This window comes from Micromonospora sp. NPDC047738 (assembly GCF_040642675.1).
In the GTDB taxonomy this organism is placed as follows: Bacteria; Actinomycetota; Actinomycetes; order Mycobacteriales; family Micromonosporaceae; genus Micromonospora.
In genome coordinates, this window is the sequence record NZ_JBEYSO010000027.1 from 59,876 (window position 1) to 86,089 (window position 26,214).

The 26,214-nt window shown below is 73.5% G+C and carries 22 protein-coding genes; 7 read left to right on the top strand and 15 right to left on the bottom strand.

The window, feature by feature from the left end; all coding sequences use genetic code 11:
- Positions 1-88: 88 nt before the first annotated feature.
- Positions 89-1,288, top strand: a complete 1,200-nt coding sequence (locus ABZ783_RS29965; RefSeq protein WP_357443960.1) for an NAD(P)/FAD-dependent oxidoreductase — start codon at positions 89-91, stop codon at positions 1,286-1,288.
- 50 nt (positions 1,289-1,338) lie between these two features.
- Here ABZ783_RS29965 and pepN read toward each other — a convergent pair whose 3' ends face one another.
- The gene (pepN, locus tag ABZ783_RS29970) at positions 1,339-3,855 is read right to left on the bottom strand and encodes an aminopeptidase N (protein ID WP_357443962.1); all 2,517 of its coding nucleotides are present in this window, start codon (positions 3,853-3,855) and stop codon (positions 1,339-1,341) included.
- Positions 3,856-3,921: 66 nt separating this feature from the next.
- Here pepN and ABZ783_RS29975 point away from each other — a divergent pair, with 66 nt between their 5' ends.
- Entirely contained in the window at positions 3,922-4,140 is a 219-nt protein-coding gene (locus ABZ783_RS29975; protein ID WP_073838287.1) for a DUF397 domain-containing protein, read from the top strand.
- A gap of 10 nt (positions 4,141-4,150) precedes the next feature.
- Here the strand turns inward: ABZ783_RS29975 and ABZ783_RS29980 are convergent, their stop codons facing one another.
- Positions 4,151-4,546, bottom strand: a complete 396-nt coding sequence (locus ABZ783_RS29980) for a hypothetical protein (protein ID WP_357443964.1) — start codon at positions 4,544-4,546, stop codon at positions 4,151-4,153.
- Positions 4,547-4,791: 245 nt separating this feature from the next.
- Between ABZ783_RS29980 and ABZ783_RS29985 the strand changes: the two genes are divergently transcribed.
- Positions 4,792-6,039, top strand: a complete 1,248-nt coding sequence (locus ABZ783_RS29985; protein WP_357443965.1) for a cytochrome P450 — start codon at positions 4,792-4,794, stop codon at positions 6,037-6,039.
- On the opposite strand, the gene ABZ783_RS29990 is transcribed toward ABZ783_RS29985, so the two are convergent.
- Together ABZ783_RS29990 and ABZ783_RS29995 are read right to left on the bottom strand one after the other, a co-directional pair.
- The gene (locus ABZ783_RS29990) at positions 6,011-8,524 is read right to left on the bottom strand and encodes an ABC transporter permease (RefSeq protein WP_357443967.1); all 2,514 of its coding nucleotides are present in this window, start codon (positions 8,522-8,524) and stop codon (positions 6,011-6,013) included. The genes ABZ783_RS29985 and ABZ783_RS29990 overlap by 29 nt on opposite strands.
- Entirely contained in the window at positions 8,518-9,252 is a 735-nt protein-coding gene (locus ABZ783_RS29995; RefSeq protein WP_357443969.1) for an ABC transporter ATP-binding protein, read from the bottom strand. Before ABZ783_RS29995 ends, ABZ783_RS29990 begins: the two co-directional genes overlap by 7 nt.
- A gap of 132 nt (positions 9,253-9,384) precedes the next feature.
- On the opposite strand from ABZ783_RS29995, the gene ABZ783_RS30000 reads away from it, so the two are divergent.
- Together ABZ783_RS30000 and ABZ783_RS30005 are read left to right on the top strand one after the other, a co-directional pair.
- The gene (locus ABZ783_RS30000) at positions 9,385-10,692 is read left to right on the top strand and encodes a sensor domain-containing protein (protein WP_357443971.1); all 1,308 of its coding nucleotides are present in this window, start codon (positions 9,385-9,387) and stop codon (positions 10,690-10,692) included.
- A complete protein-coding gene (locus ABZ783_RS30005; RefSeq protein ID WP_357443973.1) occupies positions 10,641-11,345 on the top strand; it encodes a response regulator transcription factor in 705 nt (234 codons plus the stop codon). Before ABZ783_RS30000 ends, ABZ783_RS30005 begins: the two co-directional genes overlap by 52 nt.
- On the opposite strand, the gene ABZ783_RS30010 is transcribed toward ABZ783_RS30005, so the two are convergent.
- The 4 genes from ABZ783_RS30010 to ABZ783_RS30025 all read right to left on the bottom strand — a co-directional run bounded on the left by ABZ783_RS30010 (position 11,342) and on the right by ABZ783_RS30025 (position 16,168).
- Positions 11,342-11,800 (bottom strand): hypothetical protein, encoded by a 459-nt coding sequence (locus ABZ783_RS30010; RefSeq protein ID WP_357443975.1) that lies wholly within the window; start codon positions 11,798-11,800, stop codon positions 11,342-11,344. The genes ABZ783_RS30005 and ABZ783_RS30010 overlap by 4 nt on opposite strands.
- A gap of 2 nt (positions 11,801-11,802) precedes the next feature.
- Complete coding sequence (locus ABZ783_RS30015) at positions 11,803-14,232, bottom strand: nitrate reductase (RefSeq protein WP_357443977.1); 2,430 nt, start codon at positions 14,230-14,232, stop codon at positions 11,803-11,805.
- Between the two features lie 122 nt (positions 14,233-14,354).
- A complete protein-coding gene (locus tag ABZ783_RS30020; protein ID WP_357443979.1) occupies positions 14,355-15,533 on the bottom strand; it encodes a zinc-dependent alcohol dehydrogenase in 1,179 nt (392 codons plus the stop codon).
- Positions 15,530-16,168 (bottom strand): cyclase, encoded by a 639-nt coding sequence (locus ABZ783_RS30025; RefSeq protein ID WP_357443981.1) that lies wholly within the window; start codon positions 16,166-16,168, stop codon positions 15,530-15,532. The genes ABZ783_RS30020 and ABZ783_RS30025 overlap by 4 nt, the downstream gene beginning before the upstream one ends.
- A gap of 211 nt (positions 16,169-16,379) precedes the next feature.
- On the opposite strand from ABZ783_RS30025, the gene ABZ783_RS30030 reads away from it, so the two are divergent.
- Both ABZ783_RS30030 and ABZ783_RS30035 read left to right on the top strand, forming a co-directional pair.
- Positions 16,380-16,862 carry a DUF4383 domain-containing protein gene (locus ABZ783_RS30030; RefSeq protein WP_357443983.1) on the top strand — a complete coding sequence of 161 codons (483 nt, stop codon included), beginning with the start codon at positions 16,380-16,382 and terminating at the stop codon, positions 16,860-16,862.
- A gap of 119 nt (positions 16,863-16,981) precedes the next feature.
- Positions 16,982-17,641 carry a DUF6766 family protein gene (locus ABZ783_RS30035; protein ID WP_357443985.1) on the top strand — a complete coding sequence of 220 codons (660 nt, stop codon included), beginning with the start codon at positions 16,982-16,984 and terminating at the stop codon, positions 17,639-17,641.
- A 50-nt stretch (positions 17,642-17,691) separates the two neighbouring features.
- On the opposite strand, the gene ABZ783_RS30040 is transcribed toward ABZ783_RS30035, so the two are convergent.
- From ABZ783_RS30040 to mycP, 7 genes are all read right to left on the bottom strand, one after another.
- Complete coding sequence (locus ABZ783_RS30040) at positions 17,692-18,141, bottom strand: GNAT family N-acetyltransferase (RefSeq protein ID WP_357443987.1); 450 nt, start codon at positions 18,139-18,141, stop codon at positions 17,692-17,694.
- A 70-nt stretch (positions 18,142-18,211) separates the two neighbouring features.
- Positions 18,212-19,672, bottom strand: a complete 1,461-nt coding sequence (obgE, locus tag ABZ783_RS30045) for a GTPase ObgE (protein ID WP_357443989.1) — start codon at positions 19,670-19,672, stop codon at positions 18,212-18,214.
- A gap of 87 nt (positions 19,673-19,759) precedes the next feature.
- Positions 19,760-20,014 carry a 50S ribosomal protein L27 gene (rpmA, locus tag ABZ783_RS30050; RefSeq protein ID WP_073838295.1) on the bottom strand — a complete coding sequence of 85 codons (255 nt, stop codon included), beginning with the start codon at positions 20,012-20,014 and terminating at the stop codon, positions 19,760-19,762.
- An 11-nt stretch (positions 20,015-20,025) separates the two neighbouring features.
- Positions 20,026-20,340 (bottom strand): 50S ribosomal protein L21, encoded by a 315-nt coding sequence (gene rplU / locus ABZ783_RS30055; RefSeq protein ID WP_073838296.1) that lies wholly within the window; start codon positions 20,338-20,340, stop codon positions 20,026-20,028.
- Positions 20,341-20,656: 316 nt separating this feature from the next.
- Positions 20,657-23,689 (bottom strand): Rne/Rng family ribonuclease, encoded by a 3,033-nt coding sequence (locus ABZ783_RS30060; protein ID WP_357443992.1) that lies wholly within the window; start codon positions 23,687-23,689, stop codon positions 20,657-20,659.
- A gap of 129 nt (positions 23,690-23,818) precedes the next feature.
- Entirely contained in the window at positions 23,819-24,538 is a 720-nt protein-coding gene (locus ABZ783_RS30065; protein ID WP_357444036.1) for a TIGR03936 family radical SAM-associated protein, read from the bottom strand.
- A gap of 260 nt (positions 24,539-24,798) precedes the next feature.
- Entirely contained in the window at positions 24,799-26,208 is a 1,410-nt protein-coding gene (mycP, locus tag ABZ783_RS30070; RefSeq protein WP_357443994.1) for a type VII secretion-associated serine protease mycosin, read from the bottom strand.
- Between the last annotated feature and the right edge of the window lie 6 nt (positions 26,209-26,214).

The window sequence follows — 26,214 nt, forward strand, 5'->3', positions numbered from 1 at the left end:
CCGGCCCGAAGCGGCAACCATGAGGATAGCTGGGCTCCCTCCAGGTCGGTTCGTACGCATCGCAACCGACGATCCCTGGGAGGGAAGCATGACCACAGTGCGAACAGCGATCGTGATCGGCGGCGGCATCGCCGGCCCGGTGACCGCGTTGGCGCTGCACCGGGCGGGCATCACCGCGACCGTGTACGAGGCGTACCCGAGCACCACCGACGGCGCCGGCGGCACGCTCGGGCTCGCGCCCAACGGCGTCGCCGCGCTGCGCGCCGTCGACGCGGACCGGGCCGTGACCGCGATCGGCAATCCGATGGTTCGAATGGTGATGGCGGTAGGGCGCAAGCGCATCGCCCTGCCGGGTCTGGCGGGTGTGCCGCCGTTGCAGGTGGTGCACCGCAACGAACTGCACCGCGTGTTGCACGACCGCGCCCACGCCGACGGGGTGGTCATCGAGCACGGGAAGCGCCTGGTTGACGTGCGGGAGACGGGCAGCGGCGTCACCGCCCGGTTCGCCGACGGCAGCACGGCGACGGCGGATGTCCTCATCGGCGCCGACGGCATCCGGTCGGTGGTGCGCGCCCTGATCGACCCGGACGCCGTCGGGCCGAAGTTCACCGGGCTGCTCGGCTTCGAGGCGGTGGCCCGGCACGAGGTCGAGGTGGAACCAGGCACCATGACCTTCGCCTTCGGCCGGGGCGGCTACTACCTCTACTGGCCGGAGCCGGGCGGCGGCACCCGGTGGGGCGTCAACCTGCCGCAGCAACGGCCGATGAGCCTCACCGAGGCCCGCGCCGTGCCACCGGCCGACTGGATGCGGACGCTGCGGGCCGCGTACGCCGACGACGACCCGGGTCGCGAGCTCATGCTCACCAGCCGCGAGGACGAACTGCAGGTGGTGGGCTCGCTGCACATCATGCCGCCGGTGCGGCACTGGCACCGCGGGCGGATGGTGCTGGTCGGCGACGCGGCGCACGCGCCGTCGAACAGCTCCGGCCAGGGTGCCTCGCTGGCCATCGAGAGCGCCGTGCAGCTGGCCCGCTGCCTGCGGGACCTGCCCGACATCCCGTCCGCGTTCGCCGCCTACGAGCAGCTGCGCCGCAGCCGGGTGGAAGCGGTCGCCGCGCGAGCGGCGAAGATCAACCGCACGAAGGCACCGGGCCCGGTGGCCCGGGCGCTGATGCCGGTGCTCATGCCGATGCTGATGCGGATAGCGATGAACCCGGAGAAGACGCTCGGCCCCGAGCAGCGGTACGTCATCGACTGGGACGCCCCCGTGACGACGGCCGCACGCTGAACCCGCGCCGTGGGTGGCGCGCCCGTTTCGGCGCGCCACCCACGAACCGGTCAGGCCGAGGCGGCGGCCACCGCCGTGCGCGCCACCAGCGCGCGGCGCAGATCGTCGTCCCGGTCGACGACCTGCCGGCGCAGGCCCGGCGTCAGGTCGTCGCGGGCCAGCAGCGCCGCGGCCAGGTCCCGGGTGGACCGCGCCACGGCGTAGCGGGGGAAGGCCAGGGTGGCGACCCGGTCGGCCATCCAGGGGGTACGCAGCCGCGCCGCCGCCGGCATGTCGGCGAAGTACCGCTCGACGTATCCGGCGGTCAGCTCGGCCTGCTCCGGCTGCCAGAAGCCCTCCGCGGTCGCCTCGACGAGCCGGTTGGAGAGCTCGGTGTTGCTGGTGATGATCTCCCAGGCGGCCCGCTTGGCGTCGGCGTCGGGCAGCGCGGCCCGGCAGCTCGCGGCCCGCTCGGCGCCGGTGGCGCTGCGGTCGGCGGCCGCCTCGGCGGCGATCTCCGGCTCGCCGGCCGCACCGAGCACGACCAGCCGGTGCAGCAGCGCCCAGCGCAGGTCGGCGTCCACGGCCAGCCCCTCCGGCACGCCGTCGCCGGCCAGCCAACCGGCGAGCAGCCCGGCGTCGGCGGTGGCGCCGATCAGGCCCCGGGCCGCGGCGAGCTGCAGCGAGCCCCCGGACGGCGCGCCGGCCAACAACGCGGCGCACGCCTCCGCGATCCGAAGCAGGGCCGCGGCCCGGGCCAGCGGCTCCAGGTATCGGTCGACCAGGCCACGGCTGAGGGTGAGCACGTCCTCGGCGATGATCACCTCGGTCTCGGCCGGCAGCGCCGCCGCGATGAGCGAGACCACCGAGGCCACCGGACGCTCGCCGTCGGTGGCGGCGTCCAGTGCCTCGCCCCAGAGCAGCGCCCGGGCCAGCGGGTCGTCCAGCCCGGCGAGCAGCATCGGCACCGCGTCCGCGGAGGCGGGGTCGAGCCGGATCTTGGCGAAGGTGAGGTCACCGGCGTTGGGCAGCAGCAGGCCGGCGGCCGGCTGCCCGATCAGCTCGGTCAGCTCGGTGCGACCGCCGTCGGCGTCCGGGTCCAGGTCCACCTCGAAGCGGTGCACCGGGGCGTCCGGGGCGTAGCGGGCCACGCCGATGCGGTGCGGGCGCAGCACCGGGTACGCCTCCGGCGCGGTCTGCACCACCGCCGCCTCGCTCCACCGGCCGTCGGCGTCCACCGCGGTCACCATCCGCAGCGTGTTCACCTGCGGGCGGCGCAGCCAGCGGGCGGCCCAGTCGGCCAGGTCCCGCCCGCTCGCCGTGCTCAGGCTCTCCAGCAGATCGGTGAGGGTGGCGTTGCCGAACCGGTGCTTGGCGAAGTGCGCGTTCAAGCCGGTGAGGAAGGCGTCGTCGCCGACCCAGGCGACGAGCTGGCGCAGCACGCTGGCGCCCTTGGCGTAGGAGATGCCGTCGAAGTTGAGCAGGGCCTGGGCGGCGTCGGCCACCTCCGCCGGGGCCACCGGGTGGGTGGAGGGGCGCTGGTCGGCCGCGTACCCCCACGCCTTGCGGCGCATCGCGAACGTGGTCCACGCCCGGTCGAACCGGGTGGCCTCGGCGGTGACCCGGGTGCCCAGGTACTCGGCGAAGGACTCGTTCAGCCAGAGGTCGTCCCACCAGCGCATGGTGACCAGGTCGCCGAACCACATGTGCGCCATCTCGTGCGCGATCGTGGTGGCCCGCAGCTCCCGCTGCGTGTCGGTGACCGCGGAGCGGAAGATGTAGTCGTCGCGCAGGGTGACCAGACCCGGGTTCTCCATTGCTCCGGCGTTGAACTCCGGCATGAACGCCTGGTCGTACTTGCCGAACGGGTAGCGCTCGGCGAAGAGCTGGTGGAACCGGTCGAGGCACTGCCGGGTGACCGTGAAGATCTCGTCGGCGTCGGCGTCCAGGTGGGCGGCCAGCGACCGCCGGCAGTAGAGGCCGAGCGGGATGCCGTCGTGCTCGTCCTGGCGGACGTGCCACGGGCCCGCGATCAGCGTGAAGAAGTAGGTGGCCAGGGGTTCGGTGGGGGCGAACTCCCAGCGCCCGGGCGCCGGCCGCTCGGCGAGCCGCCCGTTGGCGGCCACGGTCCACTCCGGCGGGGCGGTGACCGAGAGGGTCACCGGCGCCTTCAGGTCGGGCTGGTCGAACGCGGCGAAGATGCGCTGCACGTCGTCGAGGAAGGACATGGCGTAGAGGTACGTCTCGCCGTCGGCCGGGTCGACGAACCGGTGCAGGCCCTCGCCGGTGTTCGAGTACGCCATCTCGGCGCTGACCGTCAGGGTGTTCTCCGCGGCCAGCCCGGTCAGCGGCAACCGGTTGTCGTCGAGGACGGCCGGGTCGAGGTCCCGGCCGTTGAGGCGTACGCCGAGGAGGTTAACGGGTTTCACCTCGGCGAAGGTGTCGGCGCCGGGGGTCGCCCGGAACCGGATCGTGACGGTCGAGCGGAACCGCTCGCCCGCACCGGTCAGGTCGAGGTCCACCTGGTAGGACTCGACGGTAATCAACGCGCCACGCGCGGTCGCCTCTACACGGGTCAGGCTCGGCATCCGCTTATCCTGCCCGATGGGGATCCGGACGGGCTCCCCGGTGACGCGTGGCGATGGAGGAACGACATGGGTCAGCACCCCAAGGGCGACTTCGACCTCTCCCGGGCGATCTGGCAGCGGGCCGAGGGTGACGCTTCCGAAGGCGCGGTCGAGGTGGCCTTCGTCGACGACCTGATCGGGATGCGCAACTCGGCCGAGCCGGACGGGCCGGTGCTGGTCTTCACCCAGGGCGAGTGGGACGCCTTCGTCGCGGGTGCCCAGGACGGCGAGTTCGACCTGGAGTGAGCCCCGGCGCTCAGTCACCGTCGCCCCAACCCAGACCGCCGGGGCCGGGCGCGTGGTGGAAGCCCGGGTGGCCGGCCACGTCCGCGCACCGCTCGCCGTCGGGCCCGAGCGCCCCGCAGAACAGCCGCTCCGCGCGGTGCCAGGCGTCGGCCGGGGAGAGCGCCGCGGCGCCGAGCGCCAGCTCCGGGCGGAGCAGCCCCAGCGCCTCGGCGTACGCGACGGCCAGCTCCCGGGCGACAGCCGGATCGACGGCCTCGAAGCCGAGGTGCACGGTAAAGAACCGGGGCGGTCGGGCCCCGGACCGCCGGGGCGGTGCGATCAGTGACTCCTCGCGGTCGCCGGGACGCACGCTCAGCCCGGTCACCGCCCGCCGCTGCCGCCAGTGCGCCGCCCTGTTGTCCCGCATCCGTCCTCCCCCGTCGCCGGTGACCGCCGCCGGTCGCGCCCGGCGGATCCGCGACCGGCCCGCCGCCGGTCTCCGGGCTGAGCCAACCAGCTTTTCCGCGCCCTGGGAGGGGCCAGCTCCGGTGCTCTCGGCTGGCCCCTCCCAGGGCCCGCCGCAGCTGCTACACCAACGCCCCAACGGGCGGGATTCGCCCGCCCCGGCACGGGTAGACGGGCACCGTCGCCGAGCCGCGTCAGGAGCAGCAGATGAGCACCGTCCCCACCGACCGCAGTCCGGACAGCACGCTGGCCTTTCTCCGCGAGGGTTACCGGTTCGTCGGCGACCGCTGCGACCGGTACGGCAGCGACCTCTTCCAGACCCGGCTGCTGCTGGAGCCCACCATCTGCCTGCGCGGCCGCCCGGCCGCCGAGCTGTTCTACGACAACGACCGGTTCGTCCGCCGGGGGGCCATGCCGATGCGGGGGCAGCTCACCCTCACCGGGGTCGGCGGCGTCCAGGGGCTCGACGGTGCGGCGCACCAGGCACGCAAGGCGATGCTCATGTCGATGATGACGTCCGCCGCCATCCGGCAACTCGGGCAGCTCTTCGACGACGAGTGGCGGGCCCGGATCCCGGTCTGGGCGGAAGCCGGCCCGGTGGCGCTCTGCGAGGAGGTCGGCCGGATGCTGACCCGGGCGGTCTGCGCCTGGACAGGCGTGCCGCTGGCCGGCGCTGACGTGGTGCGCCGCAGCGCCGACCTGCACGCGATGATCGAGGCGCCGGCCGCGGTCGGTCCGCGGCACTGGCGGGGCCTGCTGGGCCGCCGCCGCGCCGAACGCTGGATCGGCGACCTGATCGAGCGGACCCGGTCGGGGGCCCTGCCCGCGCCGGAGGGCAGCGCGCTGCGGATGGTCGCCGGGCACCGCGACGAGCAGGGGCAGCCGCTGCCCCGCCGGATCGCCGCGGTGGAGCTGCTGAACGTCGTCCGCCCGACCGTCGCGGTCGGGCGTTTCGTGATGTTCGCCGCGCTGGCCCTGCACGACCATCCGCAATGGCGGGAACGGGTCCGCGGCGACGACACGGCCACCGAGAACTTCGTGCAGGAGGTACGGCGCTACTACCCCTTCTTCCCGGTGGTGATCGCCCGGGTCCGGCGCTCCTTCGAGTGGCAGGGGCACCACTTCCCGCAGGGTCGCCGGGTGGTGCTCGACCTGTATGCCACCAACCACCACCCGCAGCTGTGGCCGGAGCCGGAACAGTTCCGGCCGGAGCGGTTCACCGGCTGGCGGGGCGACCCGTTCAGCTTCATCCCGCAGGGCGGTGGCGACCATTTCACCGGCCACCGCTGCCCCGGCGAGTGGCTCACCATCGAGCTGATGAAGCGGGCGGTCACCAACCTGACCTGCGCGATGAGCTACCGGGTCCCGCCGCAGGACCTGGCGCTCGACCTGACCCGGATGCCCGCCCAGCCGCCCAGCGGGTTCCTCATCGACGGGGTACGCCGGGCGGAGTGAACCTCCGGCCGCGCGCGGGAGCCGGCCGCCGTGGCCCGGGCCGCCGCCGACCGAGAGCGCTCAGTCCGAGCGCGGCCGGCAGCACCGAGCTGAGCAGCGCGACCAGCGCCGAGGCCGCCACCACCCCCGCGACCGGCTGCCAGGGCACTACGACCGCGGCCGGGCCGACCAGTTGCAGTAGTGCCACCCACAGGCCGCCGAGGGTGAGTCCGGCGACGCCGCCGGCGAGCGCCACGCCCAACGCCACCACGAGGAGGGCCTCCGCGGCGACGATCCAGAGGATCTGGCGCGCCGTCGCGCCCGCCAGCCGCAGCAGGGCCAGATCACGTGCGCGGTCCCGGGCCGCCATGAGCATGGTGCCGGTGATGGCGAGAATCGCGTAGAGCAGCGCGATTCCGAGCACGACCCGCAGCCCGACCGCGCTGGCCCGGTTGCGGTGCGCGGCGGTCGCGGTCGACCACTGGTCCGGCGTGGTCATGGTCGCCCCCAGCCCGGCGATCGCGGCTCGCAGGGCCCGCTCCGCCGCCGCCCGGTCAACGTCCGTCGGCAGCTGCACCTGTACGCGCTCGGCGAGCGCGGCGCCGGCGTAGCGGCCGGTCAGGTAGGCGCCGTTGCCGCCCGCACCGTCCCGGATCACCGCCGCGACCCGGAGCGACACGGGCGTGCCGTCGCCGAGCCAGATCCGTACCGGCTCGCCGACCCGGCGGCCCCATTCCTGGTCGACCACGATGGTGTCGTCGCGCAGATCGTCGAGGGATCCGTCGAGCGCCGGGAGGGCCAGCAGGTCGAGCGGGGCGTCCCCGGTTGTCGCGTGGGCGGCGTGTCGGATGAGCGCCTCGCCGTCCTCCACGTCGTACACCGAGGTCGGGTAGACCACCCGGGTTCGCAGGCCCGGGATCTGGCGCACCCGGTCGACCACCTCGCGGTTGAGGCCCGGCGTACCGGCGGGCAGGATCAGGTAGTCACCAGCGAGCTGCGCCCGCCGCTCGACGGCCCGGGCCCGGTCCACGGTCGCGGTGACCGAGAGCAGTCCGGCGGCCAGGCCCACGGTGAGCAGCACGGGTGCCGCTGTCGCGGCCGTGCGCCGGGCCGCGGTCAGCACGGTCTGGCCCACCACTGTCCCGGTGACGCCGCCACGGTTCGCCAGCGGGCCGGCCAACAGCCGCGCTACGCACGGTACGAGCACCGGAGCGAGCAGCGCGAAGGCCACCACCAACAGCATGATCATGGGGGTGTACTGCTTGCGTTTCAGCGCATCGGCCGGCGCGTCGAGCAGCGGCCATAGCAGCATGGCCAGGGCCCCAACGAGCACGCCGAGTCCGCCGATCCAGCGCCCCACGCTCATCGCCCCCGATTCGACCACGGCCTGGCGGATCGCCTCCACCGGCCGGATCCGCCCGGCCCGCCAGGCGGCGGAGCAGACTCCGATCCCCGCGGCGGCCATCCCCAGCGCGAACGCGATGACCAGCGGTATCAGCGAACGGGACGCGGTGAACCAGGGCGGTGCGAGGCCGAGCTCGACCAGCCAGCCGGCCAGCCGAGGGCCGCTGAGCCGGGCCAGTTGCCAGCCTGCGGCGGACGCCAGGATCGCCACGACCGCCGCCTCGGCGAAGATCAGCCGGCGTACCTGTCCGGGGGTGGCACCGGCCATCCGGAGCAGGGCGAGTTCCCGCCGGCGCTGGGCCAACGCGTACGCGAACGTGCCGGCGACCACGAAGATCGAAACGAAGACCGCGATCCCGCCGGCCGTACCGGCGAGCGCGTTCGCCGCGGTCAGCGCCTCGGCGTCGCGGCGCAGGTCGGGATCGAGCCGGCGCAGCCCCGACCCGGTGTGTAGCACCGCGTCGGCGGCACCGAGCGCCTGCCGGACGCGCTGCGCGGGCGCGGACACCACCAGCGCGTCGATCCGGGGCGAGATCCGCGCGGCTTCGGCGTCGGTGAAGAAGACGGCGCGTTCGAAGGGCACCGCGGCGGTGACCCCGACCACCGTGTACGCGCGGGCACCCGCGCCGGTCAGCACGGTCACCCGGGCTCCGACCGGGGCGGCCCGTTCGGCGACCACGATCTCGCCGGCCGCCGCCGGTGGGCGTCCGGCAATCATCCGGTACGGCGTGCAGCTTGCTGCCGACCACGGATGCCCGACCTGGTCGGCACCACCGTCGCGGAGCTGGGCGTAGAACGTGCGGTCGACGACGACCGGCCCGAGCGCGCCGAGGCGGGCGACCAGCTCCGCCGGCAATCCGCGCGGCTCGGCCAGGGGCCTGGCGGCGGCGCCGTTGACGGTGGTCACCCGCAACTCGTCGACCGGGCTGACCACCACGGGCGCGGCGGCGTACCGCTGGGCGGGGCGCGGCAGCGCGGCGCGCGTACCCCCGATGACCTGGCCTGTCGCGCCCACCAGGCCGACCCCGACGGCGAGCGCGATGAAGGTGCTGACCAGGGTGACCCACCGGGTGACGAGGGTGGGCACGGCGAGGCTCAGCACGCGGCCAGCTCCAACCGGGTCATCCGGGCGGCGACGGTCTCGGCCGTCGGTGCGGTCAGCTCGCCGACGAGCCTGCCGTCGGCGAGGAACACGACCCGGTCGGCGTGCGCGGCGGCGACCGGATCGTGGGTCACCATGATGATCGTCTGTCGCTGGGTGTCGACGAGGTCGCGCAGCTTGGCCAGTACGTCCCGGCTGGCGCCGCTGTCCAGGGCGCCGGTCGGCTCGTCGGCGAACACCACCGCGGGGCGGGTGACCAGCGCGCGGGCGATGGCGACCCGCTGCTGCTGACCCCCGGACAGCTCACTGGGCCGGTGACGTTCCCGCCCCGCCAGCCCCATCTCGGCGAGCGCCCGGGCGATCGCGGCACGGTCGGGTCGCCGCCCGGCCAACCGCGCCGGCAGTGCCACGTTCTGCGCGGCGGTGAGCATCGGCAGGAGGTTGAACGTCTGGAACACGAACCCGATCGACTCCCGCCGGAGCAGGGTCAGCCGCTTCTCGCTGAGCCCGGTCAGCTCTACGCCGGCTACCACGACGCTGCCGCTGTCCGGCCGGTCGAGGCCGGCCGCACACTGCAGCAGGCTCGACTTGCCGGAGCCGGACGGACCCATGATCGCGGTGAAGGTCCCGGCGGCGAAGCCGATCGTCACGTCGTCGAGCGCGGTGACCGCGCCGGCCCCGGTGCCGTACGTCCGGCGCACGCACCGCAGCCGCACTGTTTCATCCATGTCGGCAAGCACACCGGTTCGCCGGGGCCGGGGCAGTAGGTCGCGGTCGACTCTCGGGGTAGAACTTCTGCTACCCCACCCTCGGGCTGGCCGGCTTCCGGGCCGGCGTCGACCGGCCGTACCGTCACCCGCATGCCCGTTCGGAGCGCCGGAAAGGCGATGCACCGCCGCGACCTGGTGGCGTCGACCTGGCCGTGGCGGGCGACAGCGTACCTGCTGAGCGGGCTGCCGGTCGGCGTCGTCGTGCTCGCGGTCCTGGCCACCCTCATCGTGTTGGGTGTGGTGTCGGCCGTCGCGCTGGTCGGCGTGCCGCTGCTGGTCGCCGCCACGCTGGTCGGGCTTCCCGTAGGAGCGGTGGAGCGCCGCCGGCTGTGGCTGGTCGAGGCCGAGCCGCTCGCCGACCCGCACCAGGTGCCCGAACGCCCTGGGCTGCGCGCCTGGCTGCGCCAGCGGTACCGCGAGCCGGCCACCTGGCGCGAACTGGGCTACACAGTCCTGCTGGCCACCCTGCTCTGGCCGCTCGATCTGCTGGTGGTCGGTTGCGCGCTCGGCGTACCCGGTTCACTGCTCACCGCGCCCGCCGCGCAGGCCCTCGGCGGAGACGGTGAGGTGAAGCTGCTCAAGGCCGTACTGTTGGCCTCGCCCGCCGCCGCGTGGGCGGCGGTGCCGATCGGCGTGGTTCTGCTGGTGCCCGCGGCGTATCTGGTCACCGGGTACGGTGCGGCACGCGCCGCGCTCGCCCGGGCGCTGCTGGCACCCCGCGACAACGAACTCGTCCGGCGGGTACAGGACCTGACCCGGTCACGCGCGCGGCTCGTTGACGCGTTCGACGCCGAGCGGCGCCGCATCGAGCGCGACCTGCACGACGGCGCGCAACAGCGGCTGGTTGCCCTCGGCATCACCCTCGGACTGGCCCGGCTGGCCACGCCCGCCGAGGTGCCAGCGCTGGTCCAGCGGGCGCACGACCAGGCGAACCTGGCACTGGAGGAGTTGCGTGACCTGATCCGGGACATCCATCCGCGGATCCTCACCGACCGGGGCCTGCCCGCCGCCGTCGCCGAACTGGCCGACCGCTCGCCGATCCCCGTCGAGGTAGACATCGCGCTGCCGACCCGCCCACCATCTGCCGTCGAGACGGCCGCCTACTTCGTGGTCTGCGAGGCATTGGCGAACGCCGCCAAGCACAGCGGCGCGACCCGGATCCAGGTCAGCGGTCGCATGCAGGCGGACCGGCTGGTCGTCGAGGTGGCCGACGACGGCTGCGGCGGTGCCGACGCGGCCCGGGGCAGCGGGCTGACCGGCCTCGCCGACCGGATCGCGGTGGTGGCCGGCAGACTGACGCTGACCAGCCCGCTCGGCGGGCCGACCCTGCTACGCGTGGAGCTGTCATGCCATCGGACCAGCCGATCCGAGTCGTCCTCGCCGAGGACGGTGTCCTGATCCGGGAGGGCATCGCCGGCCTGCTCAGCCGATTCGGGTACGACGTGGTCAGGACCGTGGGGGACGCCGCCGCGCTCGCCTCCGCCGTCTCGGCCTACCGGCCGGACCTGGTGCTGACCGACGTACGGATGCCACCCGACTTCACGGACGAAGGGCTGCGCGCGGCGATCGCCCTGCGCACGGCGTACCCGGATCTCGCGGTGCTCGTGCTGAGCCAGTACATCGAACTGACCTATGCCGGGGAGCTGCTGGACATCGGCAGCGACGCCGGGGTCGGCTACCTGCTCAAGGACCGGATCGCCGATGTCACCACGTTCGCCGAGGCGGTGCGCCGCGTCGCCGCCGGTGACACGATCATCGACCCGAAGGTGGTCCAGCAGTTGCTCCGTCGGCGCCGGGATCCGTTGCAGCGGCTCAGCGAACGGGAGCGTGAGGTGCTGGCGCTCATGGCGGAGGGCCGGTCGAACGCGGCGATCGCGCGGACGCTGGTGGTCAGCGAGGCCGCGATCGGCAAACACATCACCAGCATCTTCACCAAGCTCGACCTGCCACCGACCGGGGAGGACAACCGGAGAGTCCTCGCCGTCCTCGCCTACCTGCGCGGCCAACCACCCGCCCGCCGCGTCCCCAACCGCAATGGGCGGCACAGCTAGTCGGCCACCACCAGCGCCTGCGGGGCCGCCTGCTTCATCCGGGTACGCAGCCACTTGAGCTGGGTCGCGGTCTCCTGCTCGCCGGACTTCACCACCCCCAGCAGCTCCTCGTCCCGGGCCCCGTACGCGGCCTGCCCCACCACCGTCCAGCTGATGTCGCACTCCGCCGCCATCAGGTAGAGGTCCTGCAGGTCCCGCAGCAGCCCGAGCCCGCCGGTACGGGTGCCGGAGAAGAGCTGCGAGTGCAGCCGGTCCGGCTCAGCCGGGGCGTCCTCGGCGTACCGGCGGGCGAACGGCTCCAGCTGGTCCGCGTGCCGGCGGCACTCGGCGGCCAGTCGCTGGCAGAGGTGGAAGACGTCCGGCTCCTCGCGATGCGCCTCGCCGACCTCGCCGAACGCGTCGCCGAGGCGGGCCTGGGCCTTGTGCAGCAGCCCGAGATAGTGCGCGAGATGCATGGTCACTCCTCCCTCGCTGACGCTTCGGCGGCCGGCCCGCCGACCGTGGCCGGGACGTCCGACCCGTCCACCGGGGCTGGACCGCCGACCGTGGGCGCGGGCGAGGGGCGGCCACCCGAGTCCGCCTCCCTCACCACCCGGACCGCCGCCACCTTGAAGATCGGCTGCTTGGAGACCGGATCCCAGACGGTGATCGTCAGCTCGTTCGCCGCCCGGGTGTGCCCGTCGCCGTCCGCGTCCCAGTAGCCGTAGTGGAAGGGGACGAACACCACGCCGGGGCGTACCCCGCAGATGCGGGCCCGGGCCCGGACCAGGCCGCGCGGCGACTCGACCCGGACCAGATCCCCCTCCCCCACGCCGAGCTTCCCGGCGTCGTCCGGGTTGAGCTCCACCCAGACCTCCGGCGCGGCATGCACCAGCTGGGTGGCCCGACCCGTCTTCGTGCGGGTGTGGAAGTGGTAGACGGTGCGGCCGGTGGTGAGCAGCAGCGGGTACGCGTCGCTGGGCACCTCGGGGGACGGCTGGTACGGCGCCGCGTGCAGGAACGCCCGCCCACGGGGCTCCTTGGCGCGGTACTCGTCAGGCAGCAGTTCCGCCCCGGTCAGCAGGTCCTGGCCGTATGTCTCGCAGTAGTCCGGGTCGGTGTTGAAGACGCCGTCGGGGTAGAGCCGTTCCGTGCCGTCCGGGTGCGCGTCGTTGCACGGCCACTGGATGCCGCCGGCGCGCAGCCGCTCGTAGGTGATCCCGCTGTAGTCGCAGGGTCGGCCGCGCGAGCACTCCTGCCACGCCTCGAACGCCGACTCCGGGTCGGTCCACCTGATCAGTGGGTTCCCGTCGGCGTCCCGGAAGTCCATCCGGCGCGCGTAGTCGAGGAAGATGTCCAGGTCGGCGCGGGCCTCCCCGGGCGGGTCGACCGCTTGGTCGGAGATGTGCACGGTCCGGTCGACGCTGGTGAAGGTGCCGGTCTTCTCGCCCCAGGTGGCCGCCGGCAACACCACGTCGGCCAGCTCGGCGGTCTCGGTGCGGAAGAGGTCCTGCACCACCACGAACAGTTCCGGCTGCGCCAGGATCCGGCGGATCCGGGCCAGGTCGGGCAGGGAGACGGCCGGGTTGGTCGCCGAGATCCAGAGCAGCTTGATCGAGCCCTGCTCGGCGTACCGGAAGATCTGCATGGCGTGGGTCGGCGGCGACCAGTGCGGGATGGTGTCGACCTGGACGTTCCAGAGCCGGGCCAGCTGGGCCACGTGCTCGGGGTTCTCCCAGTTGCGCAGGCCGGGCAGGTCGCCGTCGGCCCCGCACTCGCGGTTGTTCTGCGCGGTCGGTTGGCCGTTCATCTGGAAGATCCCGGCTCCGGGTCGGCCGATCATGCCGCGGATGAGGTGCAGGTTGTTCACCTGGCAGGATGCCGCGGTGGCCTGGTTGGACTGGTAGAAGCCCTGCAGCACGGTGGAGAGCAGCCGCTCCGAGTGCCCGAGCAGCTCGGCGGCCCGCTCGATGTCGCGGGCGGGCAGGTCACAGATCTCGGCGACCTTGGCGATCGGATAGTCCTCGACCACCTGGCTCAGCTCGTCGAAGCCGACGGTGTGCGCCCGGACGTACTCCTCGTCGTACCAGCCGCGCTGGATCAGCTCGCGAAGCAGGCCGTTGAGCAGCGCGACGTTGGTGCCGTTGCGCAGCGCGAGGTGCACGTCGGCCTCCCGGGCCACCGGGGTGGCGCGGGGGTCGACCGCCAGCATGGTGGGCGGGTTCGGCCCGCGCCGCCGGTCCAGCATCCGCATCCAGAGCACCGTCTGGGTCTCCGCGACGTTGTGCCCCCAGAGCGCGATCGCGTCGCAGTGGTCCACGTCGGTGTACGACCCGGGCTGCCCGTCGGTGCCGAACGACGCCTTGAGTGCCGAGGCGGCGGTGGCGGTGCAGAGCCGGGTGTTGCCGTCCATGTGCGGGGTGCCGATCCCGGCCTTCCCGATCACCGAGAGCGTGTAGTACTCCTCCAGGAAGAGCTGACCGCTCGTGTAGAAGCCGAAGTGGCCCCAGCCGCCCGGCCCCTTCAGCAGCTCCTTCGAGCGGGCCACGATCCGGCCCATCGCGGTGTCCCAGTCGGTCTCCACCAGGCGGTCGCCCTCGCGGACCAGCGGCCGGCGCAGCCGGTCCGGGTCGTGGTTGGCCTGCCAGCCGTACAGGTCCTTCGGGTCGACCCGGCCGTGGTTGATCCGGTCCCCGGCCCGGCCCCGGACGCCGGCGATCCGGTCGTCGACCACCGCGATGTCCATCGCGTCGCCGTTGGAGTGCAGGACAGACGCGCTCGGCACCCAGCGCTGCACGTCCGCCTCGGTGTGCCCGTCGGCGAGGAACGTGTCCACCCGCACCGGCCAGCGCTCTCCGGGCCCGTACGGAGTGCGCGGCCCCCACGGGTCGGCGATCCGATCCACCATCGGTCAGCCCTCCTTCGGCAGGGCTCTGCTGGCGCTACCGGAACGGGACGGAGTCTCTTCGGTCTGGGCAGGCATGCCGCCTGCTGTACCCCGCCGCGTGGGGGCCGAATCGAAAGAAGTGCTCAGGCCGCCCGCGGGTGCAGGACGGTACGCAGGCAGCCGTCCTCCTTCTTCTCGAAGATCTCGTAGCCCCGGGCCCCCTGCTCCAGGGACATCGGATGGGTGGCCAGATACCCCGGATCGACCTCGCCGACCGCGATCCGGTCCAGCAGCATCGGGATGTAGCGCTGGGCGTGCATCTGCCCCATCCGCAGCACCAGCGCCTTGTTCATGGCCGCGCCGAGCGGGAACTTGTCGACCAGACCGCCGTACACCCCGACGATGCTCACCGTGCCGCCCTTGCGGCAGGCCATGATCGCCTGCCGGACCGCGGTCGGCCGGTCGCTGGTCAGCCGGGTCGCCTGCTTCCCCTTGTCGTAGGCGTAGCTCGGCCCCACGTCGTGCGACTCCATGCCGACCGCCTCGATGCAGGCGTCCGGCCCGCGCCCGGCGGTCAGCTCGCGCAGCGCCTCCAGCACGTCGGTTTCCGCGTAGTTGATCGTCTCGACGCCCCACCGTTGCGCTGCGGCGGCGAGCCGATCCGGCAGCCGGTCGATGACGATCACGCGCTCGGCGCCGAGGATCTGCGCGGACCGGGCGGCCATCTGGCCCACCCCGCCGGCGCCCCAGACCGCGACCACCTCGCCGCCCTTCAGGCCACAGAAATCGGCTCCCATCCAGCCGGTCGGCATGGCGTCGGAGGCGAACACCACCGAGTCGTCCGGCACCCCCTCGGGGACGGTGAACGCCCCGACGTCGCCGAACGGCACCCGGATGTACTCGGCATGGCTGCCCGAGTAGCCGCCGGCCGCGTGCGAGTAGCCGAGGATGCCGGCCGGCGCGTGGCCCCACAACTTCTCGCTGAAGACCGGCTGCGGGTTGGAGTTGTCACAGAGCGAGTACTGCTCGGTACGGCAGTACCAGCAGCCGCCACAGGCCACCACCGAGCCGACCACGACCCGGTCACCGACCTTGATCCGGCGGACATCCGGGCCGGTCTCCACCACCTCGCCCATGAACTCGTGGCCGAGGATGTCACCCTCCCGCATCGCCGGCAGGTAGCCGTTGATCAGGTGCAGGTCCGAGCCGCAGACGCTGCTCGCCCGGACGCTGACGATGATGTCGCCAGCCGAGCGGATCGTCGGTTCCGGCACGTCGCGTACGGCCAGCTTGCGGACGCCCTCCCAGCACAGCGCCTTCACGGGCGACCCCCCACCATCAGCGTCTCCCGGATCCGGTCCGTCGCCTGCTCCTGCTTCGGGCTGCGTCCCGACGGGTCGTGCCGGGTGTCGAGCACCTGGCCGGTCTCGATCAGCGACTTGATCCGGCGTAGTGCGCTGCGCAGGGCCAGGTCGGGGTCGTGCCGACTGGCCAGGCCGAGCACTCTGCGTATCCGGCCGGACCGCCAGCGCAGCTCGGCGCGGATCTCGGTGCCCCGGTCCAGCGGCGCCGGGACCAGCTCGACCCGGCCCCGCTGGGCGACCGGCCCCTCCGTCACCCGCCAGGTCAGCCGGCCCGGACCGTCGACGGTGAGCTCGGCGCGCCACTCGGTGCCGCCGCCGGCCGGGTCGCTGGCCACGCAGCGCCACCGGTTGTCGTCGAGCCGCTCCAGGGTCGCCCACTCGGCCAGCCCGCGGTCCAGCCGTTCCTGATCCGTCCAGAAGCCGATCACCGCATCCCTCGGCCGGTGCACGGTGATCCCCCGGTGGACGACGTACCAGCCCCCCTCCCGGTCGGGTTGGTGCCGGCGCCGCCGCCGGGCCACCATCCGGCCGACCCCGAACCCGGTCACGGTGGCGGCGCCGCCGAGCACCCACCTCATCCCACTGCTGGTCATCACGCCTCCTCCACCCGGGCGCCGGAGCGCGCCCGCGTCCCGCAGCGCTACCCGGCGAGAAGGCGTCGAAACGGCGGCCGATGTGCCATCGACCCACCCGGCGTCCGGCCCATGCCTGATTCGTCATTTCTCTGCGGAGCCGCCCCGCCCCGATCTCACAATGGTGGGTCTGCCCCGCGCGGGCGGCGGCTGAGCAACGGAGGTGACAGCGATGGCACGTGACGTGCGCGGACCCGCCCCGGCCGGGCAGCGGCCGGCGATCCAGAAGGTCGCCCTCCTGGTGGCCGCCGTCTTCGTGCTGGTCGGCGTGCTCGGCTTCATCCCCGGTGTCACCGAGCACTCCGGCGACCTGGCGTTCGCCGGCCACCACTCCCAGGCGAAGCTGTTCTACCTGTTCCAGGTGTCGATCCTGCACAACCTCATTCATCTGGTCTTCGGCCTGGTCGGGCTGGTGCTGGCCCGCCGGGTCGGCGGGGCGCGGCTGTTCCTCGCCGGTGGCGGCGCCGTCTATCTGGTGGTCTGGCTGTACGGCTTCGGCGTCGACCGGGAGAGCCCGGCGAACTTCGTGCCGTTCAACGACGCCGACAACTGGCTGCACCTGTTCCTCGGCTTCGGCATGCTGCTCCTGGGGCTGCTGCTGTCCCCCCGCGCGGGCACCGGCGGCCGGCTGGACACCCCGTTCGACCGGCCCTGACCTGTGCGTTCACCCGATCGGGGGCGGCTGGCGCGGCACCCTCCGCGGGGTTTGCGCGGTCACTGGCCGGGGCAGGAGGACCGCCACGGGGAGTGCCCCCGGGACGAGGAGGTCCAGCGATGCCGCGGTGGTTGCGGGAGAACTCGCTCACGGTCGCCATGCTCGGCGCGTTCCTGATCTTCCTGCTGTTGCAGAGCGTGTTCGGCTGGCAGACGCACAATGAGGAGCTGACCCAGTACGGGGCGGCGCCGCTGAGCTGGTGGGCGTACCTGGGCACCGGGCACTTCGCCGAGGCGGTGTTCGAGAACTGGGAGTCGGAGTTCCTCCAGATGGGCGGCTACGTGCTGCTCACCGCGTACCTGGTGCAGAAGGGGTCGGCCGAGTCGAAGCCGGAGGACCAGGGCGATCGCCCGGAGGACGACGAGCGCCGGGCCACGCCCGACTCGCCCTGGCCGGTCCGCGCCGGGGGCCTCCCACTCGTGGTCTACCGCAACAGCCTGTCCCTCGCCCTGCTGCTGATCTTCGTCGGCTCGTTCCTCGGCCACCTGTTCGGCGGCGTGGCCCAGTACAACGAGGAGCAGGCGTTGCAGAGCGGGGCCGCCCCGATCAGCGCCTGGCAGTTCCTCGGCACCAGCGACTTCTGGTTCCAGTCCATGCAGAACTGGCAGAGCGAGTTCCTCGCCGTGGGCGTGCTGATCCTGCTGAGCGTCTTCCTGCGCCAGCACGCCAGCCCCGAGTCGAAGCCGGTCACCGCCGCGCACGCCGAGACGGGCGCCTGACCCGGCCACCGCAGGTCCGCCAGCCGCACGGTGGCCACCGCCGCCAGCCGTCAGGCGGCCACCGGCAGTTGCTTGGCCAAGCACACGCGGTACGGGTTGTGGACGTACTCCCCGTACCCCGGGATGGGCTGGTAGCCGCAGGACCGGTAGAGGCCGATGGCGGCCGGGAGGTAGGTGCCGGCCTGCAGGCACAGCATGGTGTGCCCCTGCCGGAAGGCCAACTCCTCCAGGGCGGCCAGCAACTGCCGCCCGATGCCCCGCCCCCGGTACGCCGGCCGGACGTACATCCGCTTCAGCTCGCCGGTCTCGGCATCCAGCGACTGGATCCCGCCGCAGGCGACTGCCCGGCCGCCGACCACCACCGCCAGGTGACGAATGTCGTCGTGAGTGACCGTCACCCGGCCGGCCGGCACCCCGTCGACGTCCCGCAGTTCACGCTGCTGGGCGGCGACCAAGGCGGCAAGCTCGGGATCGTTGGCGGGACGGGCTTCGATCAGCATTCGGTCACGGTAGGTCGGCCGGCTTTCGCGGAGGTTTCCGGCCAACGACCCGATCACGGACGGAAAGGGACTACTCCCAGTCCTCGTCGTCGTCCGCGTCCTGCGCCGCCGCCTCGATCTCGTCGGCCGGGCGCTGCCGGCGGGCCTTGCGAGCCTCCAGCCGCTCGGCCGCCGACGCGCGGGTCGACTTCTCCTCCAGCCGGATGTCGGTGCCCCGGTTGCCCGGGACGAAGTCGACGCCGGCGTAGAGGGTCGGCTGCCAGTCGAACTCCCGGTCGCCGATGCGGACCAGGTCGCCGGGGTTGGCGCCGGCCTTGGCCAGCTTCTCCTCGACGCCCAGCCGGGCCAGCCGGTCGGCCAGGTAGCCCACCGCCTCGTCGTTGTCGAAGTTGGTCTGCCGGACCCACCGCTCGGGGCGGGTGCCGCGGACGGTGAACGAGCCGTCCTCCTCCGCCTCGATGGTGAAGCCGGCGTCGTCGACCGCCTTGGGGCGGATCACGATCCGGGTGGGCTCGGCCGGCGGCGCCGCGCTGCGGGCCTGCTCAACCACTTCGGCCACCGCGTACGTCAGCTCCTTGAGCCCCTCGCGGGTGGCCGAGGAGACCTCGAAGACCGGCAGGCCGCGCGCCTCCAGGTCGGGCCGGACGATCTCGGCGAGGTCCCGGCCGTCCGGTACGTCGATCTTGTTGAGCGCGACGAGGCGGGGCCGGTCGGCGAGGCCGCCGTACTCGGCCAGCTCGGCCTCGATGGCGTCGATGTCCGCGAGGGGATCCCGGCCCGGCTCCAGCGTCGCGGTGTCGATGACGTGCACCAGCACGGCGCAGCGCTCGATGTGGCGGAGGAACTCCAGGCCCAGCCCCTTGCCGGTGGCCGCGCCGGGGATCAGGCCCGGCACGTCAGCGACGGTGAAGGTGTGGTTGTCCACCCGGACCACGCCCAGGTTCGGCACCAGGGTGGTGAACGGATAGTCGGCGATCTTCGGCTTGGCGGCGGAGATCACCGAGATCAGCGACGACTTGCCGGCCGACGGAAAGCCGACCAGGCCGACGTCGGCCACGCTCTTCAGCTCCAGCACCACGTCCAGCCGGTCGCCGGGCTCGCCCAGCTCGGCGAAGCCGGGTGCCTTGCGCCGGGCGTTGGCCAGCGAGGCGTTGCCCCGGCCACCCCGGCCACCCCGGGCCGCCTCGAAGGTGGTCCCCGCGCCGACCAGATCGGCCAGCACCGCACCGTCGGGGGTCTGCACGACGGTGCCGTTCGGCACCTTGATGATCAGGTCCTGGCCGTTGGCGCCGTCCCGGTTCGAGCCGGCGCCGCCCCTGCCGTTCTCGGCCTTCACGTGCGGCCGGAAGTGGAAGTCGAGCAGCGTGTGCACCTGCGGGTCGACGACCAGCGAGATGCTGCCGCCGTGGCCGCCGTTGCCGCCGTCCGGGCCACCGAAGGGCTTGAACTTCTCCCGGTGGATCGAGACACAGCCGTGCCCGCCGTCGCCGGCCTGCAGGTGCAGGACGACCCGGTCAACGAACATCGCCACGATCTCAATCCTTCCAGCGGGGCCACCCCGCGTGAGAAAAGCGAAGCGGGCCGGGACCCGAGGTCCACGGCCCGCGACGCCTGCGAACTACTGCTGCGGCACGATGCTGACGGTCTTGCGACCGCGCTTGGTGCCGAACTGGACCGCACCGGCGGCCAGCGCGAAGAGCGTGTCGTCGCCGCCGCGCCCGACCAGGTCACCGGGGTGGAACTTGGTGCCACGCTGACGGATGATGATCTCGCCGGCGTTGACGACCTGACCACCGAAGCGCTTCACGCCGAGCCGCTGGGCCGCGGAGTCACGACCGTTACGCGAGCTGGACGCACCCTTTTTGTGAGCCATTGGAGGACGACCTACTTCCCGCTGGAGATGCCGGTCACCTTGACCTGGGTCAGCGGCTGGCGGTGACCCTGGCGCTTGTGGTAGCCGGTCTTGTTCTTGAACTTGTGGATCCGGATCTTCGGGCCCTTGGTGTGCGCGGCGATCTCGCCGGACACCGCAACCTTGGCAAGCTGCGCCGCGTCGGTCACCAGGTCGTCACCGTCGACGAGGAGCACCGCGGTGAGCTTCACCGCGTCGCCGGGGACACCGGCGAGCTTCTCGACCTCGATCACGTCGCCCTCGGCGACCTTGTACTGCTTGCCGCCGGTCTTGACGATCGCGTACATCGGAGGCGGACTCCCTGTCGTTGAGGCTGCTGGCGGTCGTTCCCACGGCGACTCGCCGGGTAGCTGTGACACCGGCGGCGCGGGCACGCGGGAACTCGGCACACCAAAGTGCGCCGCAGGCCAGCGTACGCCATACCAGGCCCGGCACCCAAACCGGGCCGCCCGTCAGCCCACACACAGCTCATCGCGGCGCTGCCGGAGCCGGTCGAACGCGTCTCGGCGCCGTCCCGACCGGGGCGACGGAACGGCAGGGCCCCTCTCCCGGACTCTGTTGCTCGGGAAAGGGGCCCTGCCGTACGCCGCGCTGGTCAGCGCCTCACGGGCGGGTACGCCGCCGGGCACCGCCCCGCCGGGAGCGCCGCCGGCCGAGGCCGGTCTCGGCGCCCTCCTCGTCGGTCTCGCCCTCGCCGAGCGCGTCCGGGTCGTCCGGCGCGGCCAGCCGGGCCGAGTCGCCCTCCTGGCTGTCCGCCACGGCCGGGGCGGCCGGCATCTCGGTCTCGTACCGGGACAGGTCGTAGCCCATCGTGTCGTGGTAGTCGGCGTCCGCCTGGGCGTCGGTCACCTCGGCGACGGTCTTCTCCGGCGCGGCCTTGCGGCCCCGGCGCCGGGAGGGCCCGCCCTTCTCCTCGGTGGCCGGGGTGGTGACGGCCGAGGCCACCGCCTTGACCTTCTCCCCCGCACCGCCGCCGCGCGGCTTCTCCGGCACCGGCTCGGTGTGGATGATCACGCCGCGGCCCTTGCAGCACTCGCAGGTCTCGCTGAACGCCTCGAGCAGGCCGGCGCCGATCCGCTTCCGGGTCATCTGCACCAGGCCCAGCGAGGTGATCTCGGTGACCTGGTGCTTGGTCCGGTCCCGGCCGAGGCACTCGGTGAGCCGGCGCAGCACCAGTTCCCGGTTCGACTCCAGCACCATGTCGATGAAGTCGATGACCACGATGCCGCCGAGGTCGCGCAGCCGCAGCTGGCGCACGATCTCCTCGGCCGCCTCCAGGTTGTTGCGGGTGACCGTCTCCTCCAGGTTGCCGCCGGAGCCGGTGTACTTGCCGGTGTTGACGTCGATGACGGTCATCGCCTCGGTCCGGTCGATCACCAGCGACCCGCCCGAGGGGAGGAAGACCTTGCGGTCCAGCCCCTTGAGGATCTGCTCGTCGATCCGGTACTCGGCGAAGACGTCGGTGGTGCCGGCGTGCCGGCGCAGCCGGGCGACCAGGTCCGGCGAGACGTGCGACAGGTACGACTCGACCATGCCGTACGCCTGCTCACCCTCGATGACCAGATCGCGGAAGTCCTCGTTGAACAGGTCCCGGACCACCCGGATGACCAGGTCCGGCTCCTCGTAGAGCAGCACCGGGGCGCCGCCCTCGGCCGACTTGGCCTGGATGTCCTCCCACTGCGCCTGGAGCCGCTTGACGTCCCGGGCCAGTTCGTCCTCGCTGGCGCCCTCGGCGGCGGTCCGCACGATCACCCCGGCACCGTCCGGCACCAGCTTCTTGAGGATGTCCCGCAGCCGCTTGCGCTCGGTGTCCGGCAGCTTCCGGCTGATGCCGGAGGCGTTGCCGTTGGGCACGTACACGAGGTGCCGGCCGGAGAGCGCGATGTGGCTGGTCAGCCGCGCGCCCTTGTGCCCGATCGGGTCCTTGGTGACCTGCACCAGCACCGAGTCGCCGGACTTGAGCGCCTGCTCGATCGAGCGGGCCCGGCCCTCCAGGCCCGTGGTGTCCCAGTTGACCTCGCCGGCGTACAGCACGGCGTTGCGGCCGCGGCCGATGTCGACGAACGCCGCCTCCATGCTGGGCAGGACGTTCTGCACCTTGCCCAGGTAGACGTTGCCGGCCATGGTGCCGGCGGAGTTCCGGGTGACGTAGTGCTCGACCAGCACGCCGTCCTCGAGGACGGCGATCTGGGTCCGGTCGCCGCGCTGGCGGACCGCCATCACCCGGTCGACCGCCTCCCGGCGGGCCAGGAACTCCGACTCGCTGAGGATCGGCGGCCGGGTACGCCGCTGCTCCCGGCCGTCCCGGCGGCGCTGCCGCTTGGCCTCCAGCCGGGTCGAGCCGGAGACGCCCTGCACCTCGTCCACGGGGCGACGCGGCTCGCGGATCTTGACGACCGTGGGGACGCCGTCCTCGGCGGCGACCTCGACGTCGCCCGCGCCACGGCGGCGACGGCGACGCCGGCGCCGGGTCATCCCGTCGCCCTCGGTCTCCTCCTCCTCGGCCTCGTCCGCCTCGGCCTCGGCGCTCTCGGCCTGGACGGCCTCCTCGGCCTCTTCCTCCTCGAGGTCCTCCACGCCGCCCTTGCCCCGGCCCCGGCCGCGGCGGCCCCGACGGCGGCGGCGACGGCCCGCGGCCGTCTCCTCCTCGTCCTCCTCCGCCTCGGTGGCCTCCTCGGCCTCGACGGTCGGCTCCTCCTCGGCCTCGACCTCGACCTCGACCGGCTCCGCCTCGCGGCGGCCGCGCCGGCGCCGCCGGCCGGTCTCCACCGGCTCCTCGGCCGGCTCCTCAACGGCCGGGGCGGTGGTCCGGACGATCGGCGCCTCCTCGGGCTGCGGCGCCATGAACAGGACGGTCGGCGCGGACAGCGCGGCCCGGCGGCGACGCGTGGTCGGCGCCGGCTCCTCCTCGGCCGGCTGCCCGGCCCCCGGCACGGCGGCGCCCGGCGCGATCTCACCGGTCCGGTCCTCCGGCCCACCGGCGCGGGCCGGCGTCGCCTCGGCGGCCGGCGGCACCTCGGCCACGCCCTTTGCGGTCGGGGTAGGCGCGCCGGCCAACTCGCGGGCCGGGGCCGGCTCGCCCTCGACCTCCTCGTCCTCGGCCTCCTCGACCGGCGTGGCGACGGCCGAGGGCTCGGCGGGCTCGCCGCCCTCCTCGTCCCGCTGCGGCTCGGGTTCGGCGGCCGCGGCGGCCTCGGCCGGCGCCTCGGTGGGCGACTCCTCGAGGGTCTCAGGGGGCGGCGGGGTGGCCTTCCGTCGACGGCTGCGGGTCACCTTGACCGGCGGGACGACCTCGTCGGAGGTCGCCTCCACGCCGGTGGCGACCATCGGCTCCTCGACCGCCTTCGCGCTGGTCGCCTTGCGGCGCCGCCGGGTGGTCTTGGGCGCGGCGTCCAGTTCGCCGGCGACCGGGGCGAAGACCTCGGCCTGCGGGGCCTCCCCGCTGGTGGTGCCGGCGCCGGTCGGGGCCTCGGCCGGTGCGTCGATCTGCTCCGGCTGGTTGAGCGGGGCGGCCTTGCGCCGGCTGGTCCGCTTGCGCGCCGGCTTGGCCTCGGGAGTGCTGTCGGTGCTGTTGGCGGTTGCCTCGGCCGGTTCCGAACCGGTCCGCTCGCCGCCCTCGGGCTCGTTCTCGAGCATGGACGTTCTCCAGTTCTGGCTACCCCGGGCGCGGGTGAGCGCTGCCACGCAGGGTCGCCGCAAAAGGTGTTTCCGCCGGGCGCAGGTGCGCGACCGCCGAAGTCTGCCTGCCAGAGCGCCGACCGTCGGTCAGCGCTCTCCGATGGCTGCCCCGTCGCGATCCGCATCCAACGGATCGACGATCTCGCCCTGCGCGGTCAGCGTGCCCTGTGCCAGCCGAATCACCCTCGGTGAGACCGGCGGCTCCAGGTCGGCCACCACGCGGAGGCCGGAAAGGACGTCATCGGGCCGTACGGACGGGGTGACCTGCCGTACGACCACTTCGAGTATCGCACACGGTACGGCCGTCGCCCCGGAAGGCGTCTCGGACGAGGCCAGCACATCGATGCTGATGACGGCGGCCCGCGCGTCGAAGGTCCGCCGGCCCTGCTTGGTCATCCGCTCGACCTGGATCTCCTCGGCGGCGGTGAAGGCCACCACCGCCCGCTCCAGCTCGGCCGGGTCGACCTCGGGCAGCTCGATCCGCCAGCGCGACGCCTCGATCCGGTCGGGCAGGCTGCCGCCGGTGGCCGCCACCGCGTCGAGCACGTCGAGCCCGGGCGAGAGCGCGGCGTCCAGGGCGATCCGCAGCTGCTCCGGGTCGACCGGCTCGCGCAGGCCGATCTCCAGGTACTCGGCCTCGCTGGCGACGCCGGTCGGCGCGGCCGAGGCGTACGAGATCTTCGGGTGCGGGGTGAAGCCCTGGGAGAAGGCGATCGGTACGCCGGCCCGGCGCAGCGCGCGCTCGAAGGCTCGGGCGAAGTCCCGGTGCGAGGTGAACCGCAGCGGCCCGCGCTTGGCGTACCGGATCCGGACCCGCTGGACGACCGGCGCCTGGCCGCCCTCGGGTTGAGGCTTTCTGGCGATCGTGAACTCCTCGGGTGCTGCCTGCGTGTCCGTCCCATCCTGGCGCAGCCCCCCGGGCGGCACGCAGCCGGGGCGGCCGGAGGAGTCCGGAAAGCCGGTGCGAACCGGGCAGCCGGGTCCCTACCGCCCACCCCGGACACGCCGGTGGCCGGCCGGTGACGCGCAGGTCACCCGGCCGGCCACGACGGTGAACGGTGCACCGATCAGGAGCGGTTGCCGCCCCCGGGCGGCGGGTACGTCCCGGGCGGCCCGGGTGACGGGATGCTCCCGGGGGGCGGGGCGTAGCCGCCCGGGGCGGGCGCGCCACCCGGCTGTGGGTAGCCGGGGGCGGCCGTGGCGCCCGGCGGGTGGTAGCCGGCCGGAACCGGCGGGGCGCCGGGCGGGCCGTAGCCGCCGGGCGGGATCCCGTCGTGCAGTTCGTCCGCCGCGCCGGCCCCGCGGGCCGCGTCGCGCCGGTACCGGCGCCGGTTCCAGATCAGGAAGATCGCCAGCGCCAGCAGGACCACCAGCACCACGGCGATGCCGATGCCGATCACCATCACCTGCTGGTCGGTGGGGCCGCCCCGGTCGCCGTACTTGGTCACGTCGAAGTTGTCGTCCTCGGCCGCCTGGCCGGGGGCCTGGCTGGCCGGGGCGGCCGCCTCGAGCAGCGGGTTCGCGGAGACGGTCGGCACGTTCGCGGTCAGCGCGGCGACCGGGTCGATCCGCCCGAAGCCGTACTCCGGGTCGCGACCGGGCGGGCCGGCGTCCCGGGCGGTTGCGATGATCCGGTTGATCACGTTGGGGGCGTCGAGGTTCGGGTACTTCGACCGGATCAGCGCCGCGATGCCGGAGACGATCGCGCTGGCGTCCGAGGTGCCGTCACCCCAGCCGTAGCCGTGCTCGGGACCGATGTTGTAGATGCCGTCGCCGGGCGCGGCGATCACCGCCTCCGGCCCCCGGACCGAGCCGCCCCAGAAGGCGCCACCCCGGGTCGTGCCGGTCACCGCGATCACACCGGGGACGTTGGCGGGCTGGTCGACGGCGACGCTCCCCTTGGCCGTGTTGCCCGCGGCGGCCACCACGACCACGTCCCGGTCCAGCGCGTACTTGATCGCGCTCTCCACTTCCGGGTCGGCGTAGCCCGGCCCACCGTAGGAGAGGTTGACCACCTTGGCGCCGCCGTCGACGGCCATCCGGATGCCACGGGCCGACGCCCCGCTGGGGTTGGCGCCCTTGCCCGCCTTGAGCTTGATGGGCAGGATCTTCGCGCCCGGGGCGACGCCGTCCACGCCGTCGCGGCTGGCGTTCGTGGCCGCGATGATGCCGGCCATGTGGGTGCCGTGACCCTGCTCGTCGGCTCGCCCGTCGCCGGAGGCGCCGTAGCTGCGGCCACCGGGCAGCACCTGACCCCGGATGTCCGGGTGGGTGGCGTCCACGCCGCTGTCCACCACCCCGACGATCACGCCCCGCCCGGTGGCGAGCTTGTGCACCTGCTCGATCCGCAGCTCGTCCAGGTACCACTGCTCGGCCCGGCGCGGCGCGGCGGCCGCCGGTTGGGCGGCCCCCAGCACCATCAGCCCGGCCAGCAGGCCGGCCACGGCCGGCCGGAGCGCGCCGACGTGCAACCTCATCCGTCC

Bases quoted from the DNA above. Each gene is read 5' to 3' on its own strand.
- pepN (WP_357443962.1), bottom strand. From the start codon at position 3,855: ATGCCGAGCCTGACCCGTGTAGAGGCGACCGCGCGTGGCGCGTTGATT.
- ABZ783_RS30025 (WP_357443981.1), bottom strand. From the start codon at position 16,168: ATGACCAGCAGTGGGATGAGGTGGGTGCTCGGCGGCGCCGCCACCGTG.
- ABZ783_RS29995 (WP_357443969.1), bottom strand. From the start codon at position 9,252: ATGGATGAAACAGTGCGGCTGCGGTGCGTGCGCCGGACGTACGGCACC.
- ABZ783_RS30040 (WP_357443987.1), bottom strand. From the start codon at position 18,141: ATGCTGATCGAAGCCCGTCCCGCCAACGATCCCGAGCTTGCCGCCTTG.
- ABZ783_RS29975 (WP_073838287.1), top strand. From the start codon at position 3,922: ATGGGTCAGCACCCCAAGGGCGACTTCGACCTCTCCCGGGCGATCTGG.
- rpmA (WP_073838295.1), bottom strand. From the start codon at position 20,014: ATGGCTCACAAAAAGGGTGCGTCCAGCTCGCGTAACGGTCGTGACTCC.
- ABZ783_RS29980 (WP_357443964.1), bottom strand. From the start codon at position 4,546: ATGCGGGACAACAGGGCGGCGCACTGGCGGCAGCGGCGGGCGGTGACC.
- mycP (WP_357443994.1), bottom strand. From the start codon at position 26,208: ATGAGGTTGCACGTCGGCGCGCTCCGGCCGGCCGTGGCCGGCCTGCTG.
- ABZ783_RS29965 (WP_357443960.1), top strand. From the start codon at position 89: ATGACCACAGTGCGAACAGCGATCGTGATCGGCGGCGGCATCGCCGGC.
- ABZ783_RS30035 (WP_357443985.1), top strand. From the start codon at position 16,982: ATGCCGCGGTGGTTGCGGGAGAACTCGCTCACGGTCGCCATGCTCGGC.
- ABZ783_RS30060 (WP_357443992.1), bottom strand. From the start codon at position 23,689: ATGCTCGAGAACGAGCCCGAGGGCGGCGAGCGGACCGGTTCGGAACCG.
- ABZ783_RS29985 (WP_357443965.1), top strand. From the start codon at position 4,792: ATGAGCACCGTCCCCACCGACCGCAGTCCGGACAGCACGCTGGCCTTT.
- ABZ783_RS30000 (WP_357443971.1), top strand. From the start codon at position 9,385: ATGCCCGTTCGGAGCGCCGGAAAGGCGATGCACCGCCGCGACCTGGTG.
- ABZ783_RS30005 (WP_357443973.1), top strand. From the start codon at position 10,641: ATGCCATCGGACCAGCCGATCCGAGTCGTCCTCGCCGAGGACGGTGTC.
- ABZ783_RS30015 (WP_357443977.1), bottom strand. From the start codon at position 14,232: ATGGTGGATCGGATCGCCGACCCGTGGGGGCCGCGCACTCCGTACGGG.
- ABZ783_RS30030 (WP_357443983.1), top strand. From the start codon at position 16,380: ATGGCACGTGACGTGCGCGGACCCGCCCCGGCCGGGCAGCGGCCGGCG.
- rplU (WP_073838296.1), bottom strand. From the start codon at position 20,340: ATGTACGCGATCGTCAAGACCGGCGGCAAGCAGTACAAGGTCGCCGAG.
- ABZ783_RS30010 (WP_357443975.1), bottom strand. From the start codon at position 11,800: ATGCATCTCGCGCACTATCTCGGGCTGCTGCACAAGGCCCAGGCCCGC.